Below are 24,496 nucleotides of genomic sequence, written 5' to 3'. Positions count from 1 at the left end.
ACGATAACACTATTTCTCATTGGTATTATTTAGTTAAATTAGCTGCCACTAATCCTAAATATAAAAACGAGCGATGCAAATTACATCTTTTAAGCAATACGAAGAAGATTATAAGAAAAGCGTAGAAAACCCTGAGCAGTTTTGGGGCGAAGTGGCGCAAAACTTTCAATGGCGCAAACCCTGGTTTAAGGTATTATCCTGGAACTTTAACGAACCCAGCATCAAGTGGTTTGAAGGGGCAAAGCTTAACATCACTGAGAATTGTTTAGACCGGCACCTTGCTACCAATGGCGATAAGCCTGCCATTGTTTGGGAACCGAACAGCCCGGAAGAAGAAAGCGTTACCTATACTTATAAAATGTTACATGAGCGGGTATGCCGTTTTGCCAATGTGTTAAAACGCAATGGAGCCAAAAAAGGCGACCGCATCTGCATTTATATGCCCATGGTACCCGAACTTGCGATAGCGGTTTTAGCCTGCGCGCGCATCGGTGCGGTACACTCGGTTATTTTTGGTGGATTTTCCGCTAAATCCATTGCCGACAGGATTAACGATTCGCAGTGCAAAGTAGTGATAACGGCTGATGGTGCTTACCGTGGCAACAAACAGATTCCTTTAAAAGATGTAATTGATGATGCATTGATCGGTTGCCCAACCGTAGAAAAATGTATCGTGTTAACTCATGTGCGCACGCCTGTTTCGATGTTGAAGGGGCGTGACGTATGGTGGGAAGATGAAGTTAAACACGTAAACGATATTTGCGAAGCAGAAGAAATGGATGCCGAAGATATGCTGTTCATTTTGTATACCTCGGGTTCTACGGGCAAACCTAAAGGTGTGGTGCATACCTGTGGTGGTTACATGGTTTATGCCGGTTATACCTTTGCCAATGTGTTTAATTACCAACCTGGAGAAGTTTATTTCTGCACGGCCGATATCGGCTGGATTACCGGGCATTCCTATATCGTTTACGGTCCGCTTTCGCAGGGGGCAACTTCTGTGCTTTTCGAGGGCATCCCCACTTACCCGACGCCATCGCGTTTTTGGGATATTGTAGAAAAATACAAAGTAAATACCTTATATACTGCTCCTACGGCCATCCGTTCTTTAATGAGTTATGGTGACGATCCCCTCAATGGGAAGGATTTAAGCTCCATCCGTGTTCTAGGCTCGGTAGGAGAGCCGATTAATGAGGAGGCCTGGCATTGGTTTGATGAGACAATAGGACATGGCAAAGCACCTATCGTGGATACCTGGTGGCAAACCGAAACCGGTGGGATCATGATTTCGCCTATTGCTACCGTCACGCCAACTAAACCTAGTTTTGCTACGCTGCCCTTGCCCGGCATCCAACCCATTTTGGTAGATGAAAACGGCAATGAAATTGAAGGAAACGGTGTAATGGGAAACCTTTGTATCAAATTCCCGTGGCCGGGGATGTTGCGTACCACTTATGGCGACCATGAACGTTGTAAACAGACTTATTTCTCTACTTATGAGAATTTATATTTTACCGGCGACGGCTGTTTACGAGATAAGGATGGTTATTACCGGATTACCGGCCGTGTAGATGATGTATTAAACGTTTCGGGGCATCGGATTGGTACCGCTGAGGTAGAAAACGCCATTAATATGCACGCTGGTGTGGTAGAAAGTGCTGTAGTGGGCTATCCGCACGATGTAAAGGGACAAGGCATTTATGCTTTCGTCATTTATCCTGATATGCACGGCGAAACAGAATTATCTAAAAAAGATATTTTACAAACAGTTACCAGGGTGATTGGTGCCATAGCCAAACCGGATAAAATATTATTTGTGTCTGGTTTGCCGAAAACACGTTCGGGCAAAATTATGCGCAGGATTCTACGCAAGATTGCCGAAGGTGATACCAGCAATTTAGGCGATACTTCTACCTTGCTTGATCCGGGTGTGGTAGAGGAAATTATTGAAGCGGCGAAGAAACTCTAGTAAATATATTTTAAAAATGAAGCTTCCCTGATGTAAAGCAGGGAGGCTTCATTGCTTATAAACATTAGCGTTAATAACCTGGGTTTTGTTTTAAAGCTTTATTTGCATTTATTTCACGGTCTGGAATCGGGAAAACCAATTTAGGATCATCATAAGTAAAAGTACCGATAGATCGTTTGGTGCGTTTATAATCGTGAAGCCTGAAGCCTTCATAATCCAATTCCTTTTCACGTTCGTTTAAAATAATATTCAGGGTAGGAACCACATTTCCCAAACCGGCCCTGGTTCTTAACGTATTGATATCATCAGCTGGGGTAGCGCCAATACTCGTACCTAATCTAAAGTTGCATTCTGCACGGATCAGGTATTGTTCGGTAATTCTGCAAACGGGTATATTATCATAAAAGCTATACCATTTTTTGGTAAAAAAACCTGTTCTGGCACCTGTACCTTCATAAATCATTTCAGTTTGTCTTTTATCGCCCGGTTCGAATGAATTATAAAAGTTGCTATTCACCAGGGCATCAGCGCGGCCAACATTTCCACCTGTAGCATTTTGATAACTGGCATAAAAAGTAGCCAGTCCATCGTTAGAGGTACCCGCATTGCTTTGTTCATTTTGCTTGATTTCAAAAATACCTTCACTTGAGTTTTTGGTTCTGAATGGCGCTTCAAGGGAATTGGTAATCAGGCGATATGGACTATTGGTAATAATATCATTTGCAATGTCTCTTGATAAAGCATATTTTCCTTCCTGCAGATAAACCCTGGCCAAAAAAGCTTTGGCTGCATATTGATCATCAACTGAAGCCAATTTGGTTATCGCCGATTTCAGGTCGTTTTCTACTGCAACATAAACCTCGGCGACGGTGTTTCTTGCCACCGAGTTGGTTACATTATCTATAGTTTTTACCGCTTTGGTCATAATCGGAACGCCAAGGTTGGTATTGGATCCACTGACATCATAAGGTAAACCGAACAATCTTACCAACTCAAAGTGCATAATGCCCCTAATAAACAAAGCTTTGCCTTCTATTACGCTTTTTGTATTGGCATCGTTAACTACATTTAATGCAGAAAGCACAATGTTCGCGGTATTAATGGCACTGTAAGCGGTTGTCCAGGTTCTCCTTACATCAGCATTATCGGCTACAATGGTCTTGCTTGAAATATTGCGATAGGTAGTGAAAGTGCCACGCCAGGTAAGGTAATTGTCACTGGCATAAAGATCAGGTATAAACACAAGGTTGTTGCCGTAAAGATCTCCGGTAGCCATAAAAGTATAAGCGCCTATTAATGCATTTTGAACATCTGCAGTGGTATTGAGTGCCACATTGGCGTCGATATTCTGTTTGGGATCTATTTCTAATTGCTTTTTGCAGCCGGATAAGCTTAACAAAAGGAAAAATCCAGCTAATATATTTTTATAATTTTTCATATACACAATGTTTTATAAGCCAATATTTACGCCAAATGTGATGGTTCTTGCCTGCGGGGGAGTGTAAAAATCATGGCCCAGCTGGATGTTGTCAGACTGGAGATTGCCGCCACTAGGGGTATTTACTTCAGGATCGTAACCTTTATATCCGGTTATGGTAAACAGGTTAAGGGCCGATGCAAACAATTTTACATTCTGTAATTTATATTTATTGGCAAATGTTTTAGGGATGTTATAACTAAAAACTACGCTTTTTATCCTGAGATAAGAGCCATCCTGTATCCATCTGGACGATGGGCTTGTTCCGTTTCCTTCGCCAAATCTCGGTTGCGGAATAGTCGTAATCGTGTTTGTTGGGGTCCAGTAATTTAACTGATCAATGGTCTGGTTGTCGAAATAATCGCCATTGGCCGATTGAAAAACACCTGCCATATTATAAATATCATTGCCAGAAACAAACTGTGCCTGAACATCCAGGTCGAAGTTTTTGAAAGAAAAATGGTTCCCAAAACCACCAAAGAATTTAGGATTGGGGTCTCCCAGCTTTTGGTTTTGTGCAAGGGAATAGTCATTAGTGGTTGTTGTTCTCGATGCATCAATGTAATAAAGTGCATCACCATTTGCCGGATCGACACCTGCATAAGCTTTACCATAAAAGTAACCTAAAGCTTCTCCAACAGCCACCCTCCCTAAAAATCTTCCACCGGGATAAATCGGTTGATCATCCACTAAACGCAAAACTTTGTTTCTGTTTAAAGAGATATTGAAAGAAGTAGACCATTTAAAGTCTCCGATAAAATTTCGGGTATTGATCGAAAACTCAAATCCGCGGTTCTGCATATCACCAATATTCTGCGTAATGGATGAAAAACCATTTGTTGCTGCTATTGGTGCATTCAATAATAAATCGGTTGTTTTCTTTTTATAATATTCTACAGTACCGGAAATACGGTCTGAAAACAGACCGAAATCTAAACCGATATTATAATTGGTGGTATTTTCCCAGCTTAAATTTGGATCTCCCAATTGGCTGGGGCGTGTACCGCCAACTCCGGCATAATTGACGCCACGGTAAAGATTGCGGGAGGCAAAATCGCCAATTTCGGCATTACCCGTTAAACCATAACTGCCCCTTAATTTTAATAAACTTAGCCAGGTGCTTGTTTGTAAAAAATCTTCCTGGTTAATAATCCAGCCTGCTGAAACGGCAGGGAAAGTTCCATATCTGTTGTTTACCCCAAATCTTGATGAACCATCCGTTCTTATTGATGCGCTAAACAGATACCGATCTTCGTATTTATAATTTACCCTGGCCAGGTAGGAAACAAAAGTATGCCTCGTTTCTGCAGATTCTCCTGCAGAAATGACCGCGGCACTTGCGATCTTGGTAAAACTGTCTGATGGTAAAGTGGTTCCCGTTACCGATGAATACCTGAATTTCGTATCCTGAAAGGCAAAACCAGCCAGTACATTTAGGTTATGTTTTTCGTTAAAAGTTTTCGTGTAGTTAAGGGTATTGTTGGTGTTGAAGTTGATAGATTTGGCCATGTAATCAGTTGAAGAACCACCTGTACTACCACCATCCTGTGTTTTCGATCCTAGAAATTGCTCCTCTTCCAGGTTATTGAAATCAAAACCATATTCACTTCTGAAAACAAGATCTGGCATAATTTTCAAACTTGCATAAGCATTTGCAAAGGTTCTGTACGTGGTTGATAGATTTTTGCCATTATCATAATCAATTAAGCTATTGTAGTAAACGGTAGAGCCATTTAATTGGCCTGACGCATCACGTACGGGCTGTATAGGCGGTAAAGCGTTCAATTGTAAAGGATTGGAAAAGGCATTATCCGTTGGGATCCGATAATTATCCACCTTTGAAATATTGATAGCCCCGCCAACGTCCAAAATCTTCGAAACGGTGTGGTCTACACTTAAACGCCCACCGGTACGTACGTAACGGTTGCTCACGATAATGCCGTTATTGTTGTTGAAGTTTCCTGATAACATGAACCGGGTTTTTGCATCACCGCCATTAATGTTCAGGCTATACTGTTGTGTATGCCCTCGTCTAAATGCTTCGTTAACCCAATTGGTGTTGTTATTGCTTGTCCAATCATCAGTACCAGTATAATCTTTCCACATTTCTGCGGCATTGGTATAGTCGCCATCATCATAATTGTTGTATTTAAAAGAAGCATCCAGCAATTGGCGATACTGTTCAGCATTTAAAAACTGCCCCTTTTTTGTAGGGTCGCTAAAGCCGGCATAATAGCCAAAATCAATGTTGGTTCTGCCCTGTTTACCCTTTTTGGTGGTAATCAATACCACCCCGTTTGATCCTCTTGCTCCATAAATAGCCGCAGAAGCGGCATCCTTTAATACTTCCATCGATTCGATGTCATCCGGACTTATGGCCGCAAGCGGGTTGTCGGCTTCGGTGTAGGTGCCCAATGCCTCACTCACAATAGGAACCCCATCAATTACAAACAAAGGTTGGTTACTTGCCGAAATGGAAGAAATGCCTCTTACCCTAATCTGAAGTGCCTGGCCCAGCTTACCACTTCCTGAGTTGATAAATACACCAGGTGCTTTACCCTGCAAAGCCCCTTCAATTGTGGGTACCGGCCTGTCTTTAAAATCGGCTGCGGTAACCTTTGCGATTGATCCCGTCACATCCCGTTTATTCTGCGTGCCGTATCCCACCACAACCACGTCAGATAAGGTGTTGTTCTCTTCGTCAAGGTTTACATTAAGGGTTGGTCCGGTAATCGGAACTTCTTTGGCTTTGTAGCCGATAAAACTAAAAACAAGTGTTTTAGCATCGTCTGGAACCGTCAATCTAAAGGCCCCGGTGGCATCGCTCTGCGTGCCGTTGGCTGGCGAGCCTTTTACAAATACGCTAACACCGGGAATTGGTCCCGAGGCCGACGTAACCTTCCCGGTAATCACTTTGCCCTGCGCGAAAGCAAATGAAATTAAACCAAGAGATAAAATCATACTAAAGAGTAGTTTTTTCATCAAATTGTTCGTTTAGTTAGTAATGTTTAGTGATGGATAGAAATAATACCCTTAATATAGTTAAAAACATACGTAAAACCTGAAGGAGTACCACAAAATAAGCTGATTATTAATGTAATGCGCTAAAAAGCGAAACAAAGCAGGGGTGAAACTGTTAATTTATATATCTGAATAGAATATTCACCATAAAAAAAATACGAGAATGGATAAGCTAGAATTAAAAGGAAAGTGGAATGAAATAAAAGGAAAAGTTAAACAAGCCTATGCTGATTTAACAGATGATGATTTAAAACATGAAGAGGGACAGGATGATGAGTTATTGGGCAAACTGCAACAAAAAACTGGAAAAGGGAGAGATGAATTGGTAAAGTGGATCAACTCTTTATAATATTCATTCAATAGCAAAACAGGCGGTCAAAAAAAAATGGTCGCCTGCGTGCTTTAATATATTTTTTATGTCTGATATTGCTTTCCGCTTCGCGGAAAACCCCATACTGGCACCCAAAAATCTGCCGCCTAGCAGGGAAGGCCTGGAGATTGCCTGTTTGCTAAACCCCGGTGTGTTTACTTTTGAGGAGAAAATGTGGCTATTGATTCGCGTAGCAGAAAGACCTAAACAAATAGCAGGTATTATCTCTTTCCCTATTTTAACGAAAGATGGCATAGAAATTCTGGCCGTTGATGAAAGTGATCCCTTTTTAAACGCAACCGACCCCAGGGTAATTAACTATAAAGGTGCCGATTATTTAACCACCCTGTCGCACTTGAGATTGGTTTGCAGTGATGATGGTATTCATTTTTACGAACCGGAAGGTTACCCTATTTTACAGGGCGAAGGCAAAGATGAAACCTTTGGCATTGAAGATTGCCGCGTAGCTTTAATTGGCCATACCTATTATTTAACCTATACGGCTGTTTCTGCACATGGCGTGGGGGTAGGGCTGCGAACGACAACAGACTGGAAAAACTTTGAACACCATGGCATGATCATCCCTCCACACAATAAAGACTGTGCCCTGTTTGAAGCATGTATTAACGGTAAGTTTTACGCCTTGCACCGCCCCAGCAGCGTAGCCCTGGGCGGTAATTATATCTGGTTGGCAGAATCGCCCGATGGTATCCATTGGGGCAGGCACCAGTGTATCATCAAAACCAGGGCCAACCTTTGGGATAGTGTTCGTGTAGGTGCCGGTGCTGCGCCCATTAAAACCGAAGCCGGGTGGCTGGAAATTTATCATGGTGCCAATGAAAAACACCAGTATGCTTTAGGCGCTTTTTTGATGGATTTACAGGATCCATCTCAAGTACTGGCCAGAACGGAAGCGCCCATTATGATCCCGCAAGAAGATTATGAATTACATGGTTTCTTTGGCGAAGTGGTATTTACCAACGGGCATGTTGTAAATGGGGATGAATTGACCATTTATTATGGCGCGGCCGATGAGTTCGTGTGCGGGGCGAAGTTTTCGGTAAAGGAAATTTTAAGTGCATTAACCTATTTTTAGCGGTTAATGTACTGTTCTAGCTAAAATCTATCAAATTAGCTAGCTCTTTGGATGGCTTAACCACAGCTCACAATTTTTTGATCGTGTTTATAATTGTTCAACTTAATACTGGCTGAAGGCAACGGTTATCGGTTCAAAACGATACCTTACTCCATGGTAGGTTATACCATGGAGCAAACAAAAGTTCTTCAGGCTCAGGAATTGGGGTTATTCACTGGTTTGAAGGTTAACTCCAGCCAGAACCAATGCGAAAAGTGTTTAAATTATAAAAATGATCTGGTAAAGATTTATAGTTGATGGTAGCGATTTATAAGCTCACAGGAAAATCTTTCAATCCCAACTCTTGACAAACAGTTGCTGATCACTCAGAACCTTATTATTGAGGCCTGATGATATAAAGTTCATCCCAGTTGCCGGAATAAAGGGCAAAGCCCTGTTCTGACCGATAAAAAGCTGGTTCGTAAATCCTGGCCACCCCGCCCGGTTCCCGCAAAGTATACAAACGGGTTTTAAATTTGTCGAATCCTTCCTGTTCTACCACCAATTGATCTACCTTGAAAGGAAAATTATTTCCTGCAATAACCGTCGAAAAAAATCCTTTTCCACGCCAATTCGTAGCGGAAGACGGAGGCGTTCCTCCTCCGATTGCATGTTTATATTCCATCTTTTCTTCAGGGTAGAAATGTATCAGCCTCACGTCTTCAGGTATAACCGGATCTGGTGTTCCCGTATGAAAAACATCTGAACGATAACGATAGCCTGAATCCTCGTCAGCAACCTCTGTATAACCCGGCATCTTTTCCCAAAGCATATACCAGTGCTGCTGCTCATAAAATGCCAGCCATCGGAAATCTTTTCCATGATCTCTGAAAGCATGGAAGAAATAATAATGACCACTTTTTTTAACGGCCCTGATTTTCTGATCAATCTTATCCTTTGGCCAGCTGAAGTCGGCGTTTAAACTAACAAAGTGATGCCGGGTCGTATCTCCATCCAGCGGCCAGGTGGTGTAATAGGCTTTTTGTTCGTTACTGAAAACCATAAATCGCGCTATAAATTTTGGCCAGTAACCTTCATACTTGATATAAATGGAATCTACCAATCGTCCTTGCTGATCCAGTTTATAATAGCGATAATCATTTTTAGTTTCTTCGTCTACTTTAGGATCGGCATCGATAATCAATTGTTGATTTACGGTCTGAAATACACGGATAGGCTCAGGTGATGATGCACTGCGGGCCGCTACGGTACAAATTCTTTCGATTTTAAACAGCTTTGATTGGTATTGTTCATTAATGGCCTGAAAATTCAGGTATGCCTGGTCCAATGGGACTTTATTGCGTTCCGGCACACCAGCATTTTTCCATTTGATCAGGTAGAATACGGCCACCACAATCATCAGTCCTATCGCTATCCACATCCAGTTTTTCATGATTTTGATTAACAAGTTTTGCCCAGAAAACCGCAAATTCCGACATCTGACGCTGCAAATTATCATTTTTTTTTGTTTCAACGAATAATAAAATACCATCTTAGTAATCATTTTTATCGTCAAAATTTGAACTCAGAATCATTTTTTTATCAACTGCGTCTTCGGTCAACAAGTTACTGTTTGCAGTGTTTGAACATTATAACCTAAAATTTATATTTCAGGAAGATTTTATTTGCTAAGAAAAAAGTATAGTTGAGGATTTCGTGATTCCTGTCTCCTGCGGCAGCTGATCTGCGGGGAGCGGCTTAGTATTTCAGACAGGCTGATGATTAATCAAAATTTCACATTTTATTTCGGGGTGTAGGTAGGGTAAATGGAACCCTGTGTGATTTTCTATGGCGATATACTGCTCGTTGATTGCTCATTTACTAACCGGCATGTTGCAACAGCCATAGCCTTTCCAGCTGGGGCTAAACTAAAAAAGCGATCCCCGTTGCTGGGAATCGCTTAAGCATTTAGCTTTCAGGCTTTGGGTTTTACCTTCAACCCGCTACCTTACTACCTTCAATCTTCCTAGTATCCAAAAATCTGCTCTAAAGTTAATTTGGTTACCGGGCCAAATTTAGCTAAATCATCCATGTTGATTTTCTTTTCGGATGCCACAACGCAATAGTTGTAAGGTTTGCCCGAAAGGTTACTCTGGTGAAACGATTTGATATCGGCAAAAGTAAGCGGTTTAAGGTTGGCATACTCATCAATGCGTGAATCGTGATCGAAACCTAATTTTTTATCGGCCAGGTAGGCATAAATGATATCATCTTTAGTGATGCGGCTGGTTTCAATGCCGTTTAAAGAGTTGGCTTTTGATAGTGCGAATGATTTATCAGACTCAGGTAAGGTGGTTAACAAATCGTTCATACCAGCCACGGCCTCGTTCATTTTATCGGCCTGGGTACCTACGTAGGCTACAATGGTATTCTCTTTATCTTTACTGTTTGGGGATGAATATACCGCAAAGGTAGAGTAAGCCAGTGCTTTAGATTCGCGGATGGTTTGGAATACAACCGAACCCATGCCGCCGCCAAAATAATTGTTGAACAAGGCTATTTTAGCTGCATTGGCTGGATCGTACAAGCCACTATTGCGTACCCAACGGATTTCGGCCTGTACCATATCGTAATCGGCAAAATAAACTTTGTTCGAATCGGTTTTGGTATAGGTGAATTTCTTGATCGGAGCGGCATCGGTAAATTCTTTTGCCAATGGATGGGCCTTTACAATATCAGCAGAAAATGCTGCCAAAGTTTTAGGACCGTAATAGGTAATGGTATGTTTGTAATTGGTAAGGTTATGCAAAATGTAAATCAGATCTGCTGATTTCATGTTTTTGATTTCATCGTTGGTTAACCCGTAATTGAAAGGGTTATCGGCACCGTACTGTGCATAACTCATTAAACCACCCAGGATGGAAGATTTATTCAGTTTGGCATTTTCTCTCGATTTTAACAAGCGGCCTTTTAAATCTTCCAGGGCTTTTTCATTTGGTTTGCAATGGGCCAGCACATCCTCCAGTAAAGCTACCGCTTTATCGAAATTTTCTTGTAAGCCGCTAAGGGAAACGGTAGTTACATCGGTACCTACATTGATGTTATAGCTGCAGGCCAGGTTGTAAAAGGCCTTGCTGATCTCTTCAGCGGAATATTTATCGGTACTTAAAAACGATAGGTATTGTGCGGCATAAGGCAACAGTTTATAGTTGTAAGAACCCATATCAAAACGGTAGCCCATGCGGAAAATACCATTTTCGGTATTTTGGATGGCAATCACATCAGCAATGTTTGCTTTGCCAAAAGCAAGATCTTTGGTATAATCTAAGAACTTAGGTGCAATGGGTTTTACCGGTGCATCGATGATATTTTTGGTAAATGGTGAAACTTCGTTGGTGTTTGTTTTTACCGCGGTAATAGCCGGTTTTTCAACCTTAATGATGCTTTTATCTTCGCCTTTATGTTTTAAAACAACTACATAGTTATTGATGAAAAATTTATTGGCAAAATCTACAATCTCCTTTTTGGTTACTTTGCCCATGTCATCAGTTGAGGCCAGCATTTTATCCCACTCGGTACCACGGTTTAAAATAAAGGCATTCATGGTAGCATTGGCACGTACGTCGTTATTATCGAAACCTTGCAATTCGGCCAGTTTAATGTTGGCTACTGTAGCCTTGATCAGACTTTCGTCAAACTCGCCTTTTTTAAGCAGTTCTACCTGCTCTAACAACAATTTTTGTGCGTCTTCTAAACTTTGTCCGGCTTTTGGCGATCCCGATAAAATGAAGATACCGTAATCTTTCATGGAGTTGTAACCCGCACCAGCACGCAACATTTTTTGTTGTTTGTTGATGTTGATATCCAATAAACCGGCTTTACCGTTTGATAAAATGCTTCCGATCAGATCCAGCAACAAACTTTGACGGGTATTTTGGGCAAAACCCCTGTAAGCAATGTACAGGTTTTCGGCACTGGGACCATAAATATCTACCTTTTGCACCTGTGTTAAAGGCTTCTCGGGCGCAGGATTGTAAAGTGCAAGTGGTTTAGGAACCATGTAGGCAAAGTCTTTATCGATTTTCTTGATCAGTTGATCGTAATTAATATCACCGCTCATGATTAAGGCCATATTGTTAGGCACATAATATTTGTTGTAATATTTTCTGATTTCAACCAAAGATGGGTTTTTTAAATGCTCAATGGTACCAATGGTGGTTTGCTGCCCGTAGTTATGGGTTGGAAATAGGGCATACAGCATTTTCTCGTACATTTTACGCCCATCATTATCCATACCAATGTTTTTTTCTTCATAAACGGCTTCTAGCTCGGTATGGAAGATGCGGAAAACCGGTGCACGGAAACGTTCTGCCTGTACGGCCAAAAATTTATCAATGGCGTTTGATGGAAGGTCTTCTTCGTACACGGTTTCTTCTACCGAAGTATGTGCATTGGTAGAGTTGCTGCCGATCGATTTCATCATTTTATCGTATTCATTTGCGATAGAATAATTGGACGCTTCACCCGAAGTTTTATCGATTTCCTTATAAATCTCTTTACGTTTGGCCGGATCGGTGGTTTTGGTGTAGGTTTCGTAGAGTGCTTCAATCTTATCCAAAAGTGGTTTCTCTTTGGCATAATTGAGTGTACCGAACTTATCAGTTCCTTTAAACAACAGGTGCTCCAGGTAGTGCGCCAAGCCGGTATTGGTTCGCGGATCGGTATTACTGCCTGCCCTTACCGCCATTTTGTAGGTAATATTGGGCTCTTTGTTGTTTTGGGATAAGATAACGGTTAAACCGTTTTTTAAGGTATAAAAACGTGTTTTGGTCGGATCGTTGGTTACATATTTATAAGTGTAGCCACCCGAAGTGCCTGTTTTCCATTGGTAGGTGGTTTGCGCTATGGCTGCAGCACCCGTAATGAGAAAACAAGCCAAAGTAAATAATTTAAATTTCATCGAATTGTTTTTGGTTTATGACAATGAATACGCACCTGTAGGTTAAGACCGATGTTGAATACAGTATTCATTTTTAATAAGTTATTTGTCCAAATATAGATGCTTTCTTGCTTGGAAAGAAATTATTTTGATTTCAGAACTAAAAAGACAGTAATAAATGATTTTGGTATATAAATGCTGGTTTATTGTGCCTTGAAAATTATAATCTGTATTTTTACCGGCATGACAAAACAGGGCACTAAACCAACTATTTTGGTGGTAAATGACGACGGGATTACCGCTACAGGGATAAAAAACCTGATGGAAGTAATGCAGGAGCTGGGCAATGTGGTGGTAGTGGCACCAGATAGTCCGCAGAGCGGGATGGGGCATGCCATTACCATAGGCAAACCGATCCGTTTTGATAAGGTTGACCTTTATAAAGGGGTAGAGATGTACAAATGCAGCGGCACCCCGGTAGATTGCGTTAAAATTGCCGTTAACAAGATTTTTAAAGGTAAAAAACCCGATTTATGCGTTTCGGGCATTAACCACGGCTTAAATAATTCCATCAATGTGCTTTACTCGGGCACGATGTCTGCTGCGGTAGAGGGGGCGATAGAAAAAATTCCTTCTATCGGTTTTTCACTCGATGATTTTGCTGCCGATGCTGATTTTAGCCATACCAAAAAATACATTAAAAATATTTGTGAGCAGGTTTTGGCTAACGGTTTGCCGGCAGGTATCCTTTTAAATGTGAATTTTCCGAAGGGTGAAAACCTAAAAGGGGTTAAGGTTTGCCGACAGGCCAATGCCAAATGGATGGAAGAATTTGATGAGCGGACAGACCCATACAAGCGTCCATATTATTGGCTAACCGGCGTTTTTGAAAATTTCGATAAAGGAGAAGATACTGATGTTTGGGCATTGGAACATGGTTATGTTTCGATTGTGCCGGTGCAGTTTGATTTAACGGCGCACCATGCCATACAGGCCTTAAACAGTTGGGACTTTATAGGTGGCAGCAACCCAAACGCTAAAGGCAGCCAGGTAAGCGCACCCGATGGTATTAATTTAGGCTAGCTGCAATAAATGGAGCGTTTAAGGAAATTAAATAATTCGGTATGGGTTGGTTTGGGCATTGGTTTGCTGGTACCGGCAATATGCTGTGCTATTGCCTGGTATATTATCCACCAGGTGGCTTCGCTGGCAAAAGCCGATCTGTTATATATCGGCGGTATTGCGGTAAATGCTTATACCATGCAAACATTTTTTAAGTACAATAAAGAAAATATTGGCAGGGGCATACTGGCCGCAACATTTTTATGCGCTTTTGTGTTTTTTGCCTATAAAGTATTTTAATGAAAGGTAAGATGGATAATGTAATATGGATAACGGGGGATATTTAACTTCCAATTTCCATCATCCATTATCCATCTTCCATCATACATTACAAATTATGAACTACTACCTCGTAGCGGGCGAAGCCTCAGGCGATTTACATGGCGCCAATTTAATGAAAGCCCTTAAAGCTGAGGATGGCGCAGCGGTGTTCAGGTATTTCGGGGGCAATAAAATGGAAGCCGAAGGCGGGGAGTTGGTTAAACACTATGCTGATATGGCATTTATGGGTTTTACCGAGGTAATTTTAAATTTACGCACCATTTTTAAAAACCTTAAGGCTTGTAAAGACGATATCGTAAAATGGAAACCGGATGTGTTGATCTTGATCGATTTTCCGGGTTTTAACCTAAAAATAGCCGAATTTGCCAAGGCCAATGGCATAAAAGTATGTTACTACATTTCGCCCAAGGTTTGGGCATGGAACCAGAAACGGGTACTGAAAATTAAAAAGGTTGTTGATCATATGTTCTGCATCCTGCCCTTTGAAGTAGGTTTTTATAAAGAATGGGGTATGGAGGTAGATTATGTGGGCAATCCGTTATTAGATGAAATTGCACAGTTTCTACCAGATTCCGGATTCCGGTCAAACCATCAGCTGGGTAATGAAAAAATTATTGCCCTGTTGCCGGGCAGCCGCAAGCAGGAGATAGAGCGTTTGTTACCGGTAATGCTGAGCATTACAGATAATTATCCTGGTTATAGATTTGCCGTTGCTGCTGCCCCAAACTTCACCGAAGCCTATTACCATCAGTTTATTGGGACTAGAAAAGTAAAATTGCTTTTTAACAATACTTATAATTTATTGCACCATGCCCATGCTGCAATTGTAGCCTCGGGTACGGCTACGCTTGAGACGGCGCTATTTAAGGTTCCGCAGGTGGTGGTTTACAAAGGAGGAGCTATATCTATTGCCATTGCGCGGATCTTAGTGAAAATTAAGTTTATTTCGCTGGTTAACCTTATTGTAAACAAAAAAATAGTCACCGAATTGATCCAGGAAGATTGCAATACACAAAAGGTAAACGAAGAACTTCGGATGGTTCTGGAGGGAGCAGGACGGGATTTAATGCTAAAACATTATGATGAACTGCTTTTACTGATGGGAAAACCTGGTGCTTCGGCAAAAACAGCCCGTTTGATTGTCGGTTATTTAAAATAGGCAATGCTGAATGAACTTGGTACGGAACGTCCGGAAAAAACTGGCCGGGGGCAGGAATGGGCTGCATGGCCTGGAATTTATGCAATAATTCATTCTTCAAATTGACGATTTAAGTAAATGGTCTTATAAAGGTTCTTCATAACAGATTATTGATTGAATTTAGGTTATTAATAAACGTTTCTAAGACGATTAATGCAAAAAATGTTAAATTGCACTTTTATAAATGGCAAAAATTTAAAAGCTACATTTTTTATTTAGCTTTGAATTGATTAACTTACAGAAATCCAGACCAAATGAAATCGCTTTCTATCAAAGATATAGCCGTAAAAGCAAATGTATCCATTACTACAGTTTCGTTCATTATTAATGGTAAAGCAAAAGAGAAGTCGATCAGCGAAGCAGTAATAGAAAAGGTAAAGAAAATTATTGAAGAAAGTGGTTATAAGCCTAACCAGATTGCCAGAAGTTTGAGAACGGGTAATTCTAATATCATTGGCTTAATAATCGAGGATATTTCCAATTCCTTCTTTTCAAGGATTGCCAGGTTAATTGAGGATAAAGCCTATAAAAGAGGTTATAAAATTATTTATTCCAGTACAGAAAATAATATAGACAAGGCAAAAGAGCTGATCAACCTGTTCAAGTCACGCAAAGTTGATGCCTATATCATCTCTCCTATAAAAGGGATAGAAGAAGATGTTCAGATGCTGCTTGATGATGGCAACCCGGTGATTTTTTTCGATAGAAATTTACCGGATGTTAAAACCAGTTATGTGGGCGCCGATCATTTTAATGCCTCCTATCAATCCATACAGCATTTTATTGATCAGGGCAAAAAGAACATCGCTTTGGTTACCACCGATATCAATGTAGCGCAGATTACAGAACGCTATGACGGTTATAAAAAAGCACTCGAAGATAACGGGATTGTATATGACGACAGCCTGGTATTAAAGATTCATTTTAACCAGGAAGAAAATGAAACCATTGCACAGATTAAATCATTGTTTGAAAACAATAAGGTGGATGCTGTATTGTTTGTAACCAATTATCTGGCCATTAGTGGTTTGAAAGCACTTAAACAGATTGATAAAAAAATAGGCGATGATTTTGCCATTATTGCCTACGATGACCACGAAGCATTTGAATTGCATACTCCCCGCATTTCAGCTATTCAACAACCTTTGGAAGAAATAGCCGAAGCCATTATTAAACTGATTTTAAACCGCCTTTCTTCAAAAGCGAAATTGCCTGCTGAAGAGCTCATTATCCCCACCCGCCTGGTACTTAGAGACTAAGAAAAAACTTCTTTCGCTCAGGTGTAATATTTTTTTTACATACTAAAACGTTTTATTTTAATTAATAATCCCTATTATTGGTGTGCTAAATCGATTTAGGCTAACCAATTCAATTTTTCATGAAAAACAAAGCAGCTCCCTACAAAATTTTAACAGATTTTACCAAAGCCACAAAATAGAATTGCTTGTTTCCAATCGTTTATGTCGTCAACAGATACAATCCCTTAATCAGATAATACCCTAAAATGTTCGGCAATTGATCGCGTCCGGTCGTTTTAATCTCAGATAAATATTACCAGGAAAAAAATAACTAATCTTTTATAATAATTTAACAAAACCGTTGATGAAAATTAATTTACTTAAAATTACGGGACTGTCGGCTGCAATCGTATTGCTGAATAGTCCTGCGTTTTCAATGAATTCGGAGTGGAAAGGCACACGGGGGTTCTTGAATGGCCACGTGCGCAAAGAGGGGGTTCAGGCGCAAAAAAATGTTACCGGAACGGTAGTTGACGACAGTGGTTTGCCGGTTCCAGGTGCAGGTATAAAAAATCAGACTACCGGTAAAGCTACAGTAACCGATGGTAACGGAAAATTTTCTATTGAAGCCAGTGAAGGGCAAGTGCTCCGTATTTCCTATATTGGTTACGATACGCAGGATATCACGGTTGGCCAATCGTCAGTAATTAATGTAAAACTAGCAGTCGCAAAAAATACAAACTTAAAAGAAGTAACGGTTGTTGCGGTTGGTTATGGTACACAGGGAATTAAAGAAACGACCTCTGCAGTAGGCCATGCCGGTATTGAAGATTTCAGACAAAGTGGTTCCAGAAATCCTTTAGACCTTATACAAGGTAAAATTGCGGGTTTAAACTTGACCAGGCCAGGCGGTAGTAACCCCAATAGTGGTGTGTCTGTGCAATTAAGGGGATCGGTAACTGTAACCGGAAGCCGGAGTCCACTATTTGTAATTGATGGTATACCTGGCGGTAACCCCGATTTATTACAGCAAGACGATATTGCTTCGATTGATGTATTAAAAGATGGTTCGGGTGCAGCTATATATGGTACCAGTGCCAATGCAGGTGTAATTTTGATTACCACCAAAAAAGGAAAGGCAGGACCGGGCGTGTTCGAATATTCCAGTTATTTAAGAAAAGAGTATATTCAAAAACGTCCTGATTATTTGACTGCGGATGAGTATCGCCAAAAAATAGCCTCAGGTCAAATCAAACAACAGGATTTTGGCAGTTCAACCGATTTTTATAACGATCTGATCAATCATGATAACCTTTCTCAAAACCATAACCTTTCTTTTAGTGGCGGAACGGAAAAAACAAACTACAGGGCCAGTTTAAACTACCGTAACCTGGAAGGTATTGCTAAACAGAATGGCAGAGAAGAATATACCTTAAGGTTAAATGTAAACCAAAGGGGACTGGATGACCGTTTGAACATTCAGATGAACCTGGTTACCAATTTTAACAAGGCCAACCTGTTGGGCGGTGGCGGCTGGGAAAGTGAATCGGCTAAAAATCCTACACTTTCTAACTTCAATCCTGATGGTTCTTATCGTTTCGACCTAACCAGCACAAACGAATATGCGAGGTTATTTCAGGAAACAAGTTACAGAAAACAACAGACCACATCCGGTGATGTAAAAGCCGATCTGGATATTTTTAAAGGCTTAAAGGCCTCTATTTTTGGTTCGGTAGTGAGGAATTCGTATCTGGACGGCCAGTACCGTTTAAAGGCCAGTGAAAACTCAGTAGAAAATACGGATTTCCCTGGTGGTGGTTATGCTTACAGAGGTAATTTCCTTTCGCAGGCTTATGCGGTTGAACCTACCTTAAATTATACCAATACATTTGCACAGAAGCATAATATTACGGCATTAGCAGGTTATAGCTACCGTTATTATATGGAAGAAAGAGCAGACATGTCTAACCGTGGCTTCATCAACGATCTTTTTCATGAGGATAATATCTCTCAGGGAGCTGCATTAGGGGTTGGTAAGGCAACCATGTCGAGTGGCAAAAACGACAATACTTTGATCGCATTCTTTGGTAGGGTTAACTATGCTTTTGATAACAAATACCTGGTTCAGTTTATTCTAAGGAGAGAGGGCTCATCAAGGTTTGGGGCAAATAACAAATGGGGTAACTTTCCTGCGGTTTCTGCCGGATGGAACATTACCGAAGAAGGTTTTATGAAAAACATTTCTTTTGTTAACTACCTGAAATTAAGAGCTGGTTACGGGGTTACCGGTAATGCACCTACCTCAAACAATGTATCCCGCGTTACACTTGGCGGCGGTGGTAAATACCTGTACCCGGACGGTAACTACTATGAAACCTATGGTCCTGACCGTAATCCCAATCCGAATTTGAGATGGGAACGTAAGCAAGAGGCTAACATTGGTTTAGACTTTACTTTGCTTAACAGCCGATTAACCGGTTCGATTGATGTATTTAAGAGAACTACCAAAGATCTTTTGGATAGCTATACCACGCCTCAGCCACCATATGTACGTGATAATCTGCAAACCAACGTTGGCCAGATCTCCTCTAAAGGTATTGAGTTGGGTTTAAGTTACCTGGTGATTAAAAATAACGACTTTAGCTGGAACATGGATGCTACGGCCAGTACTTTGAGCAACAGGTTAGACAGCTACTCGAACGATGTATTTAAAGTTAAATTCATCACCCGGGGAGGCATTGGCGGCGCAGGAGATTTAGGTGATGCTTTTACGCTGTTTGAAGGTGGCAAAATTGGTGAGTTTTTCGGTAAAAGGTTTGCCGGTTTTACGCCGGAAGGTAAATGGTTGTTTTATAACAGAAATGGCGAAAAGGTTTTAAATGGTCAGATCAATACGTCACGTAATGATTTGAATCAATCTGATTTAGCCGTTATCGGTAATGCGGTTCCTAAATACTATGCTTCGTGGACAAACAGTTTTACCTACAAAAATTTCGACCTCCGCATATTCTTAAGGGGTAAATTCGGATTTGATGTATTAAATACAACTGCTTTAACCTATGCCAACAGAACCTGGTCTGGTAACTTATTAAGAAGTACTTTCGATAAATATAACGACATTAATGATACCTATATGTTTTCCGATTACTACCTGGAAAGTGGAAGTTTTGTGAAACTGGATGAGGTTACCTTAGGCTACAATTTTAAATTCAAGAATAAATATATCCGTAATCTGCGCCTTTACGCAACAGGCCAAAATCTTGGAACCATTACCGGCTATACCGGAAACGACCCTGACTTTGTACAAGACAATGGTATAGGTAATGAAATTGACGGTAAAAGTTTAGGGATTGATACCAGAGGTCCGTACCCAAGTACCAGATCATTTGTAATCGGTTTAAATGTTGGATTCTAAAAAATTGAAAATGAAAAATAAATCAATCATATATGGTGTGCTTGCAGGTGTATTAAGCATTACAAGCGCTTGTACAAAGCTTGACGAAAACGCATACGATCAGTTGTTAACTGATAATTTTTATAATAACAAAACAGAGGTGTTATCGGCTGTATTAAGGCCTTATACACATGCTAATGCCTGGGTTACACCATCTGGTCAGGATGGCTGGTGGCGCCTGGCCGAATTATCAGGAGATCAACTGGCCTGGCCTACCAAAGGTCGCCACGGTGAAGACGGTGGTAAATGGAAAAGGTTACACTACCACACCTGGACTGTAGATGAAGGTGGACTTAACCAGGCCTGGGTATTAATGAACTGGGGTATGGGATTATGTAATGATCCTATCGAGAATATCGAAAAGAGAGATATTGGTCAGATGGGAATTACACAGGCAGAGAAAGATGCCTATATTGCAGAATTGAAGCTTCTAAGGGCATTCCATTATCTTAAATTAATGGATCTGTTTGGTAACATTCCTGTAGTAACCAAAGTTGGAACTCCGGAAAGGCCGGAAACCATGCCAAGAAAAGAGGTGTTTAACTTTATTGAATCGGAAATCAAAAACAATATTGATAAAGCACCAAAACTATCGCGGGCAATGGTGGGCAGGATCAGCCAGGCTGCGGGCTACGCCATGTTGGTAGAACTTTATTTGAATGCAGAAGTATGGACAGGAACCCCACGTTGGGACGATTGTATTGCTGCCGCAAATAAAATAATATCAGGGGAAGCAGGTGCACAAAATGGTGTGATGGCACTTGATCCTAACATTACCGACCAGTTTAAAACAACAAACGATTTATCTAAAGAGGCTATTTTCTCTATTGCTTATAATTATTCAATAGCCAATTTCCAGCCATCATGGCCTTCAGAATTCTATCACTTTAAACAACAGCAGATTTACGGCGGCGGAAGAAATGGTAACGATGGAATTGTTGTGGTTCCAGGTGTTTTTACCACCTATGAAGATGCTGACCTGAGAAAAAGAGAATGGCTTTTGGAAGGACCAATGTTTCAGTTTGTTGACCCAACTAAACCAGTTTTGGCATCTGAGGAGTACAATGGTTCGCAATTGGTGTTTGTTGATAATATCAGAAAAAACAAAACAGGTTCTACAGTGAGTAATATGAGCGAAGGTGAAGAAAATTCTGGTGTACGTTTTAACAAGTACAAATTAGGTAACCAGTTTCCAGGACCAGGTGGAGTGCCTGCAGTTGATGTAAATTATAACAATGGCGACTGGAATATTTATCGTTTAACCATGATATACTTTGCCAAAGCAGAAGCCATTATGCGTAAAAATGGGGGTGTAGCAACTGCAGAAGCCGTTCAGTTAATAAACGATTGTAAAAAACGGGCATTTACCGAGGCAAATTTTGCTACGCGTGCTTATACCACAACAAGTTTAACTTTAGATGAGCTCCTGGCTGAACGGGGAAGAGAATTTATTTTTGAAGGCATGAGAAGAGACGATCTGATTCGCTTTGGAAAATTTGCAACAGCCAGCTGGTGGGATCATACACCATCAACTGCTACTAAAACACTTTATCCAATTCCTTTAAGGCAGTTAACGCTAAATACCAACCTGAAACAGAATCCAGGTTATCAATAAAAACTAAAAGGTGTCCAGTAAATGGACACTTTTTTTTTGTCCCAATTTATAAGAAAAAATTGTAACCTACATGTTACGGATTTAGAAAGCAAAAACTGCATATTTTTTTACTAATATTGGCTTGGTAAAACGTTTTACTTTGAATCAGACTACTAAACAAAAATCATCCATTAAAATAGCCATCGTTTAACGGTTTTTCTTCATTTGAGAATCTTGGAATTGATGAATAGAGTATAATAAAACGATTTATGTTTATACAAGACCAGATATTAGTTATGAGAAAATTTTCCTTTAGTTAAACCTTGTCATTTTTTCCAATTATAGAAATCAAAAAATAAAGGCGCTAGCTTATCCATTGATGATGCGTAACGCTTGTTTTAATCTGCCTGACCAAATATTTCTGAGAAAACCAACACAAATGAAACTTAAATTAATCGTATCCGTTTTATGTTGCCTTTTGACCAAAGGTTTATTTGCACAGCAGAAAAATTGGGTCAGCTATGTAAACACCCTGCAGGGTACCAATTCTAAACACGAACTTACGCGGGGAAACACCTACCCTACAACGGCACTGCCATTTGGCATGCATACCTGGACTCCGCAAACCGGGAAAAACGGCGATGGGTGGAAATACCAATACTTTAAAGATAAAATCAGAGGTTTTCAGCAGGCGCACCAATGCAGTTCATGGACAAGAGATTATGCCGTATTTTCATTAATGCCCATGATTGATGAACTGGTGGTAAACGAAGATCAGCGGGAAGCTAAATTTAGTCACAAGGATGAGATTGCCAAACCCAACTATTACAAAGTAACATTTGAGAACGAAATCACCACCGAGATTTCACCATCAGAGCGCGGTGCACACCTCAGGTTCAGTTACCCAAAAGGCAAAAGAAGCTTTTTAGTTTTAGACGGATACACCAGACTCAGCGGTGTTCGGATTTATCCAAAAGAAAATAAGATAACCGGTTGGGTTAATAATGGTGAAGGCTTTAAAAAAGGTTGGAAAAGTTATTTCGTGGTTCAATTTGATCAACCGGTTAAAGCGTATGGTACCTGGGAAAACAAACGGAATACCCTTTCAAAAGATTCCATTTCAGCAGAGGGCTTAGGTAAGGGGGCCTTTGTACAGTTTGAACCAGGGGCAAAGGTTCAGGTGAAAACAGCGTCTTCTTACATTAGCTTAAAACAGGCCGAACTCAATTTAAAAAGAGAATTGGGCAGTGATAAGACTTTGGAAGATACTAAAGCCAATGCAGCTGCAGTCTGGAATAAATCGTTAGGGAAGATAGAAGTTGAAGGGGGATCTAAAGCAGATATGGAAACTTTTTATTCCTGCTTTTTCAGGGCAAGTTTATTCTCCAGGAAATTTTACGAAATTAACGAGGCCGGCACACCTTATTATTTTAGTCCGTATGATGGTAAAGTGCATAATGGCTACATGTTCACCGATACGGGCTTTTGGGATACCTTTCGTGCGCAGTTTCCGTTAAATACATTGGTACATCCAGAAATGCATGGCCGTTATATGCAAGCTATGCTCGATGCCTATGAACAATGCGGTTGGTTACCTTCATGGTCTTTCCCCAGTGAAGCCGGAAGTATGATTGGTAACCATGCCATTTCGCTGTTGGCAGATGCCTGGGCAAAAGGGATCAGAACATTTGATCCCAAAAAGGCTTTGGATGCCTATTACCATGAAGCGATGAACAAAGGTCCATGGGGACCGGCAAATGGCAGAGACGGTGTAACCGAATATAACCAATTGGGTTATGTTCCTTATCCTAAATACAGAGAAGCTACTGCAAAAACATTGGAATATGCTTACGACGATTATTGTGCTTATGCCTTAGCTAAAATGATTGGCGATAAACATTATATGGAAGTTTTTGAGAAACCCATGTTCAATTATAAAAATGTGTACGATCCGTCTACACGTTTTATGCGGGGAAAAAATGCGGAGGGCAAATGGTCGCCAAATTTCGATCCGACTGAATGGGGAGGCCCATTTACCGAAGGTAATGCCTGGCATTGGCAATGGTCTGTTTTTCAGGATACCAAAGGTTTAATTAACTTAATGGGCGGGAACAACCATTTTGTTTCGAAGCTGGATTCGGTTTTTAGCGAACCCAATAAAGTTAATGTAGGTTCTTACGGAGGGATGATCCATGAAATGACCGAAATGGTAATGGCCAACATGGGGCAATATGCACATGGCAATCAACCGATACAACATATGGTTTATCTATATAATTATGCCAACCAGCCCTGGAAAGCTCAGTTGCGCGCCCGTGAAGTGATGCGTAAACTGTACGATGCTACAGAAAACGGTTATCCGGGAGATGAAGATCAGGGACAAACCTCTTCATGGTATGTATTGAGCGCTTTAGGGTTTTATAGTGTAACCCCGGGATCCGGAGAATATGTTTTAGGGAGCCCGGTATTTAAAAAAGCAACGATTAACCTCGAAAATGGCAAAAAATTTATCATCGAAGCGCCGGCAAATGATGTAAATCATGTTTATATCAAGTCAGCAAGCTTAAATGGTGAAAATTATACCAAAAATTACTTAAATCATAGTGATTTATTAAAAGGCGGTGTATTAAAATTGGAGATGAATGTTAAACCTTCGTTAGATAGGGGAATATCAGAGGAGGATAAGCCGTTTTCGATTAGTAAATAGACAATGAATGACTACTTTTGCCGAATTAGTCAAATGAATAAAGGAAAGAG

Annotated in this window: 14 protein-coding genes; 10 read left to right on the top strand and 4 right to left on the bottom strand. The window is 40.6% G+C overall.

Features of this window, described 5'->3' with window-relative positions; genetic code table 11:
- Positions 1-73 precede the first annotated feature (73 nt).
- On the top strand, positions 74-1,969 hold the full coding sequence (gene acs / locus ACK1I8_RS14485; protein ID WP_412466074.1) for an acetate--CoA ligase: 1,896 nt from the start codon (positions 74-76) through the stop codon (positions 1,967-1,969).
- Positions 1,970-2,039: 70 nt separating this feature from the next.
- Here acs and ACK1I8_RS14480 read toward each other — a convergent pair whose 3' ends face one another.
- On the bottom strand, positions 2,040-3,407 hold the full coding sequence (locus ACK1I8_RS14480; RefSeq protein WP_412466073.1) for a RagB/SusD family nutrient uptake outer membrane protein: 1,368 nt from the start codon (positions 3,405-3,407) through the stop codon (positions 2,040-2,042).
- 12 nt (positions 3,408-3,419) lie between these two features.
- The gene (locus ACK1I8_RS14475) at positions 3,420-6,428 is read right to left on the bottom strand and encodes a SusC/RagA family TonB-linked outer membrane protein (protein ID WP_412466072.1); all 3,009 of its coding nucleotides are present in this window, start codon (positions 6,426-6,428) and stop codon (positions 3,420-3,422) included.
- Between the two features lie 202 nt (positions 6,429-6,630).
- On the opposite strand from ACK1I8_RS14475, the gene ACK1I8_RS14470 reads away from it, so the two are divergent.
- Both ACK1I8_RS14470 and ACK1I8_RS14465 read left to right on the top strand, forming a co-directional pair.
- Complete coding sequence (locus ACK1I8_RS14470; RefSeq protein WP_029276197.1) at positions 6,631-6,816, top strand: CsbD family protein; 186 nt, start codon at positions 6,631-6,633, stop codon at positions 6,814-6,816.
- Positions 6,817-6,883: 67 nt separating this feature from the next.
- Entirely contained in the window at positions 6,884-7,933 is a 1,050-nt protein-coding gene (locus ACK1I8_RS14465; protein WP_412466071.1) for a glycoside hydrolase family 130 protein, read from the top strand.
- Between the two features lie 376 nt (positions 7,934-8,309).
- Here ACK1I8_RS14465 and ACK1I8_RS14460 read toward each other — a convergent pair whose 3' ends face one another.
- Both ACK1I8_RS14460 and ACK1I8_RS14455 read right to left on the bottom strand, forming a co-directional pair.
- The gene (locus ACK1I8_RS14460; RefSeq protein ID WP_412466070.1) at positions 8,310-9,365 is read right to left on the bottom strand and encodes a hypothetical protein; all 1,056 of its coding nucleotides are present in this window, start codon (positions 9,363-9,365) and stop codon (positions 8,310-8,312) included.
- A 573-nt stretch (positions 9,366-9,938) separates the two neighbouring features.
- A complete protein-coding gene (locus ACK1I8_RS14455; protein WP_412466069.1) occupies positions 9,939-12,872 on the bottom strand; it encodes a M16 family metallopeptidase in 2,934 nt (977 codons plus the stop codon).
- A 222-nt stretch (positions 12,873-13,094) separates the two neighbouring features.
- Between ACK1I8_RS14455 and surE the strand changes: the two genes are divergently transcribed.
- The 7 genes from surE (at position 13,095) to ACK1I8_RS14420 (ending at position 24,446) form a co-directional block, all read left to right on the top strand.
- Positions 13,095-13,934, top strand: a complete 840-nt coding sequence (surE, locus tag ACK1I8_RS14450; RefSeq protein WP_412466068.1) for a 5'/3'-nucleotidase SurE — start codon at positions 13,095-13,097, stop codon at positions 13,932-13,934.
- Between the two features lie 9 nt (positions 13,935-13,943).
- Positions 13,944-14,213: a stationary phase survival protein SurE gene (locus ACK1I8_RS14445; RefSeq protein ID WP_412466067.1), complete on the top strand. Its 270-nt coding sequence runs from the start codon at positions 13,944-13,946 to the stop codon at positions 14,211-14,213.
- A gap of 97 nt (positions 14,214-14,310) precedes the next feature.
- Positions 14,311-15,414 carry a lipid-A-disaccharide synthase gene (gene lpxB / locus ACK1I8_RS14440; RefSeq protein ID WP_412466066.1) on the top strand — a complete coding sequence of 368 codons (1,104 nt, stop codon included), beginning with the start codon at positions 14,311-14,313 and terminating at the stop codon, positions 15,412-15,414.
- A gap of 293 nt (positions 15,415-15,707) precedes the next feature.
- Positions 15,708-16,712 (top strand): LacI family DNA-binding transcriptional regulator, encoded by a 1,005-nt coding sequence (locus ACK1I8_RS14435; RefSeq protein WP_412466065.1) that lies wholly within the window; start codon positions 15,708-15,710, stop codon positions 16,710-16,712.
- Positions 16,713-17,055: 343 nt separating this feature from the next.
- Positions 17,056-20,106, top strand: coding sequence for a SusC/RagA family TonB-linked outer membrane protein (locus tag ACK1I8_RS14430; RefSeq protein ID WP_412466064.1), 3,051 nt, complete (start codon positions 17,056-17,058; stop codon positions 20,104-20,106).
- Positions 20,107-20,116: 10 nt separating this feature from the next.
- Positions 20,117-21,760 carry a RagB/SusD family nutrient uptake outer membrane protein gene (locus ACK1I8_RS14425; protein ID WP_412466063.1) on the top strand — a complete coding sequence of 548 codons (1,644 nt, stop codon included), beginning with the start codon at positions 20,117-20,119 and terminating at the stop codon, positions 21,758-21,760.
- Positions 21,761-22,178: 418 nt separating this feature from the next.
- Complete coding sequence (locus ACK1I8_RS14420) at positions 22,179-24,446, top strand: GH92 family glycosyl hydrolase (RefSeq protein WP_412466062.1); 2,268 nt, start codon at positions 22,179-22,181, stop codon at positions 24,444-24,446.
- Positions 24,447-24,496: the final 50 nt, after the last annotated feature.

The organism is Pedobacter sp. KLB.chiD, assembly GCF_047040275.1.
In the GTDB taxonomy this organism is placed as follows: Bacteria; Bacteroidota; Bacteroidia; order Sphingobacteriales; family Sphingobacteriaceae; genus Pedobacter.
The sequence above is the reverse complement of the archived record's forward strand: the minus strand, read 5'-3'. Positions and strand labels throughout refer to the sequence as shown.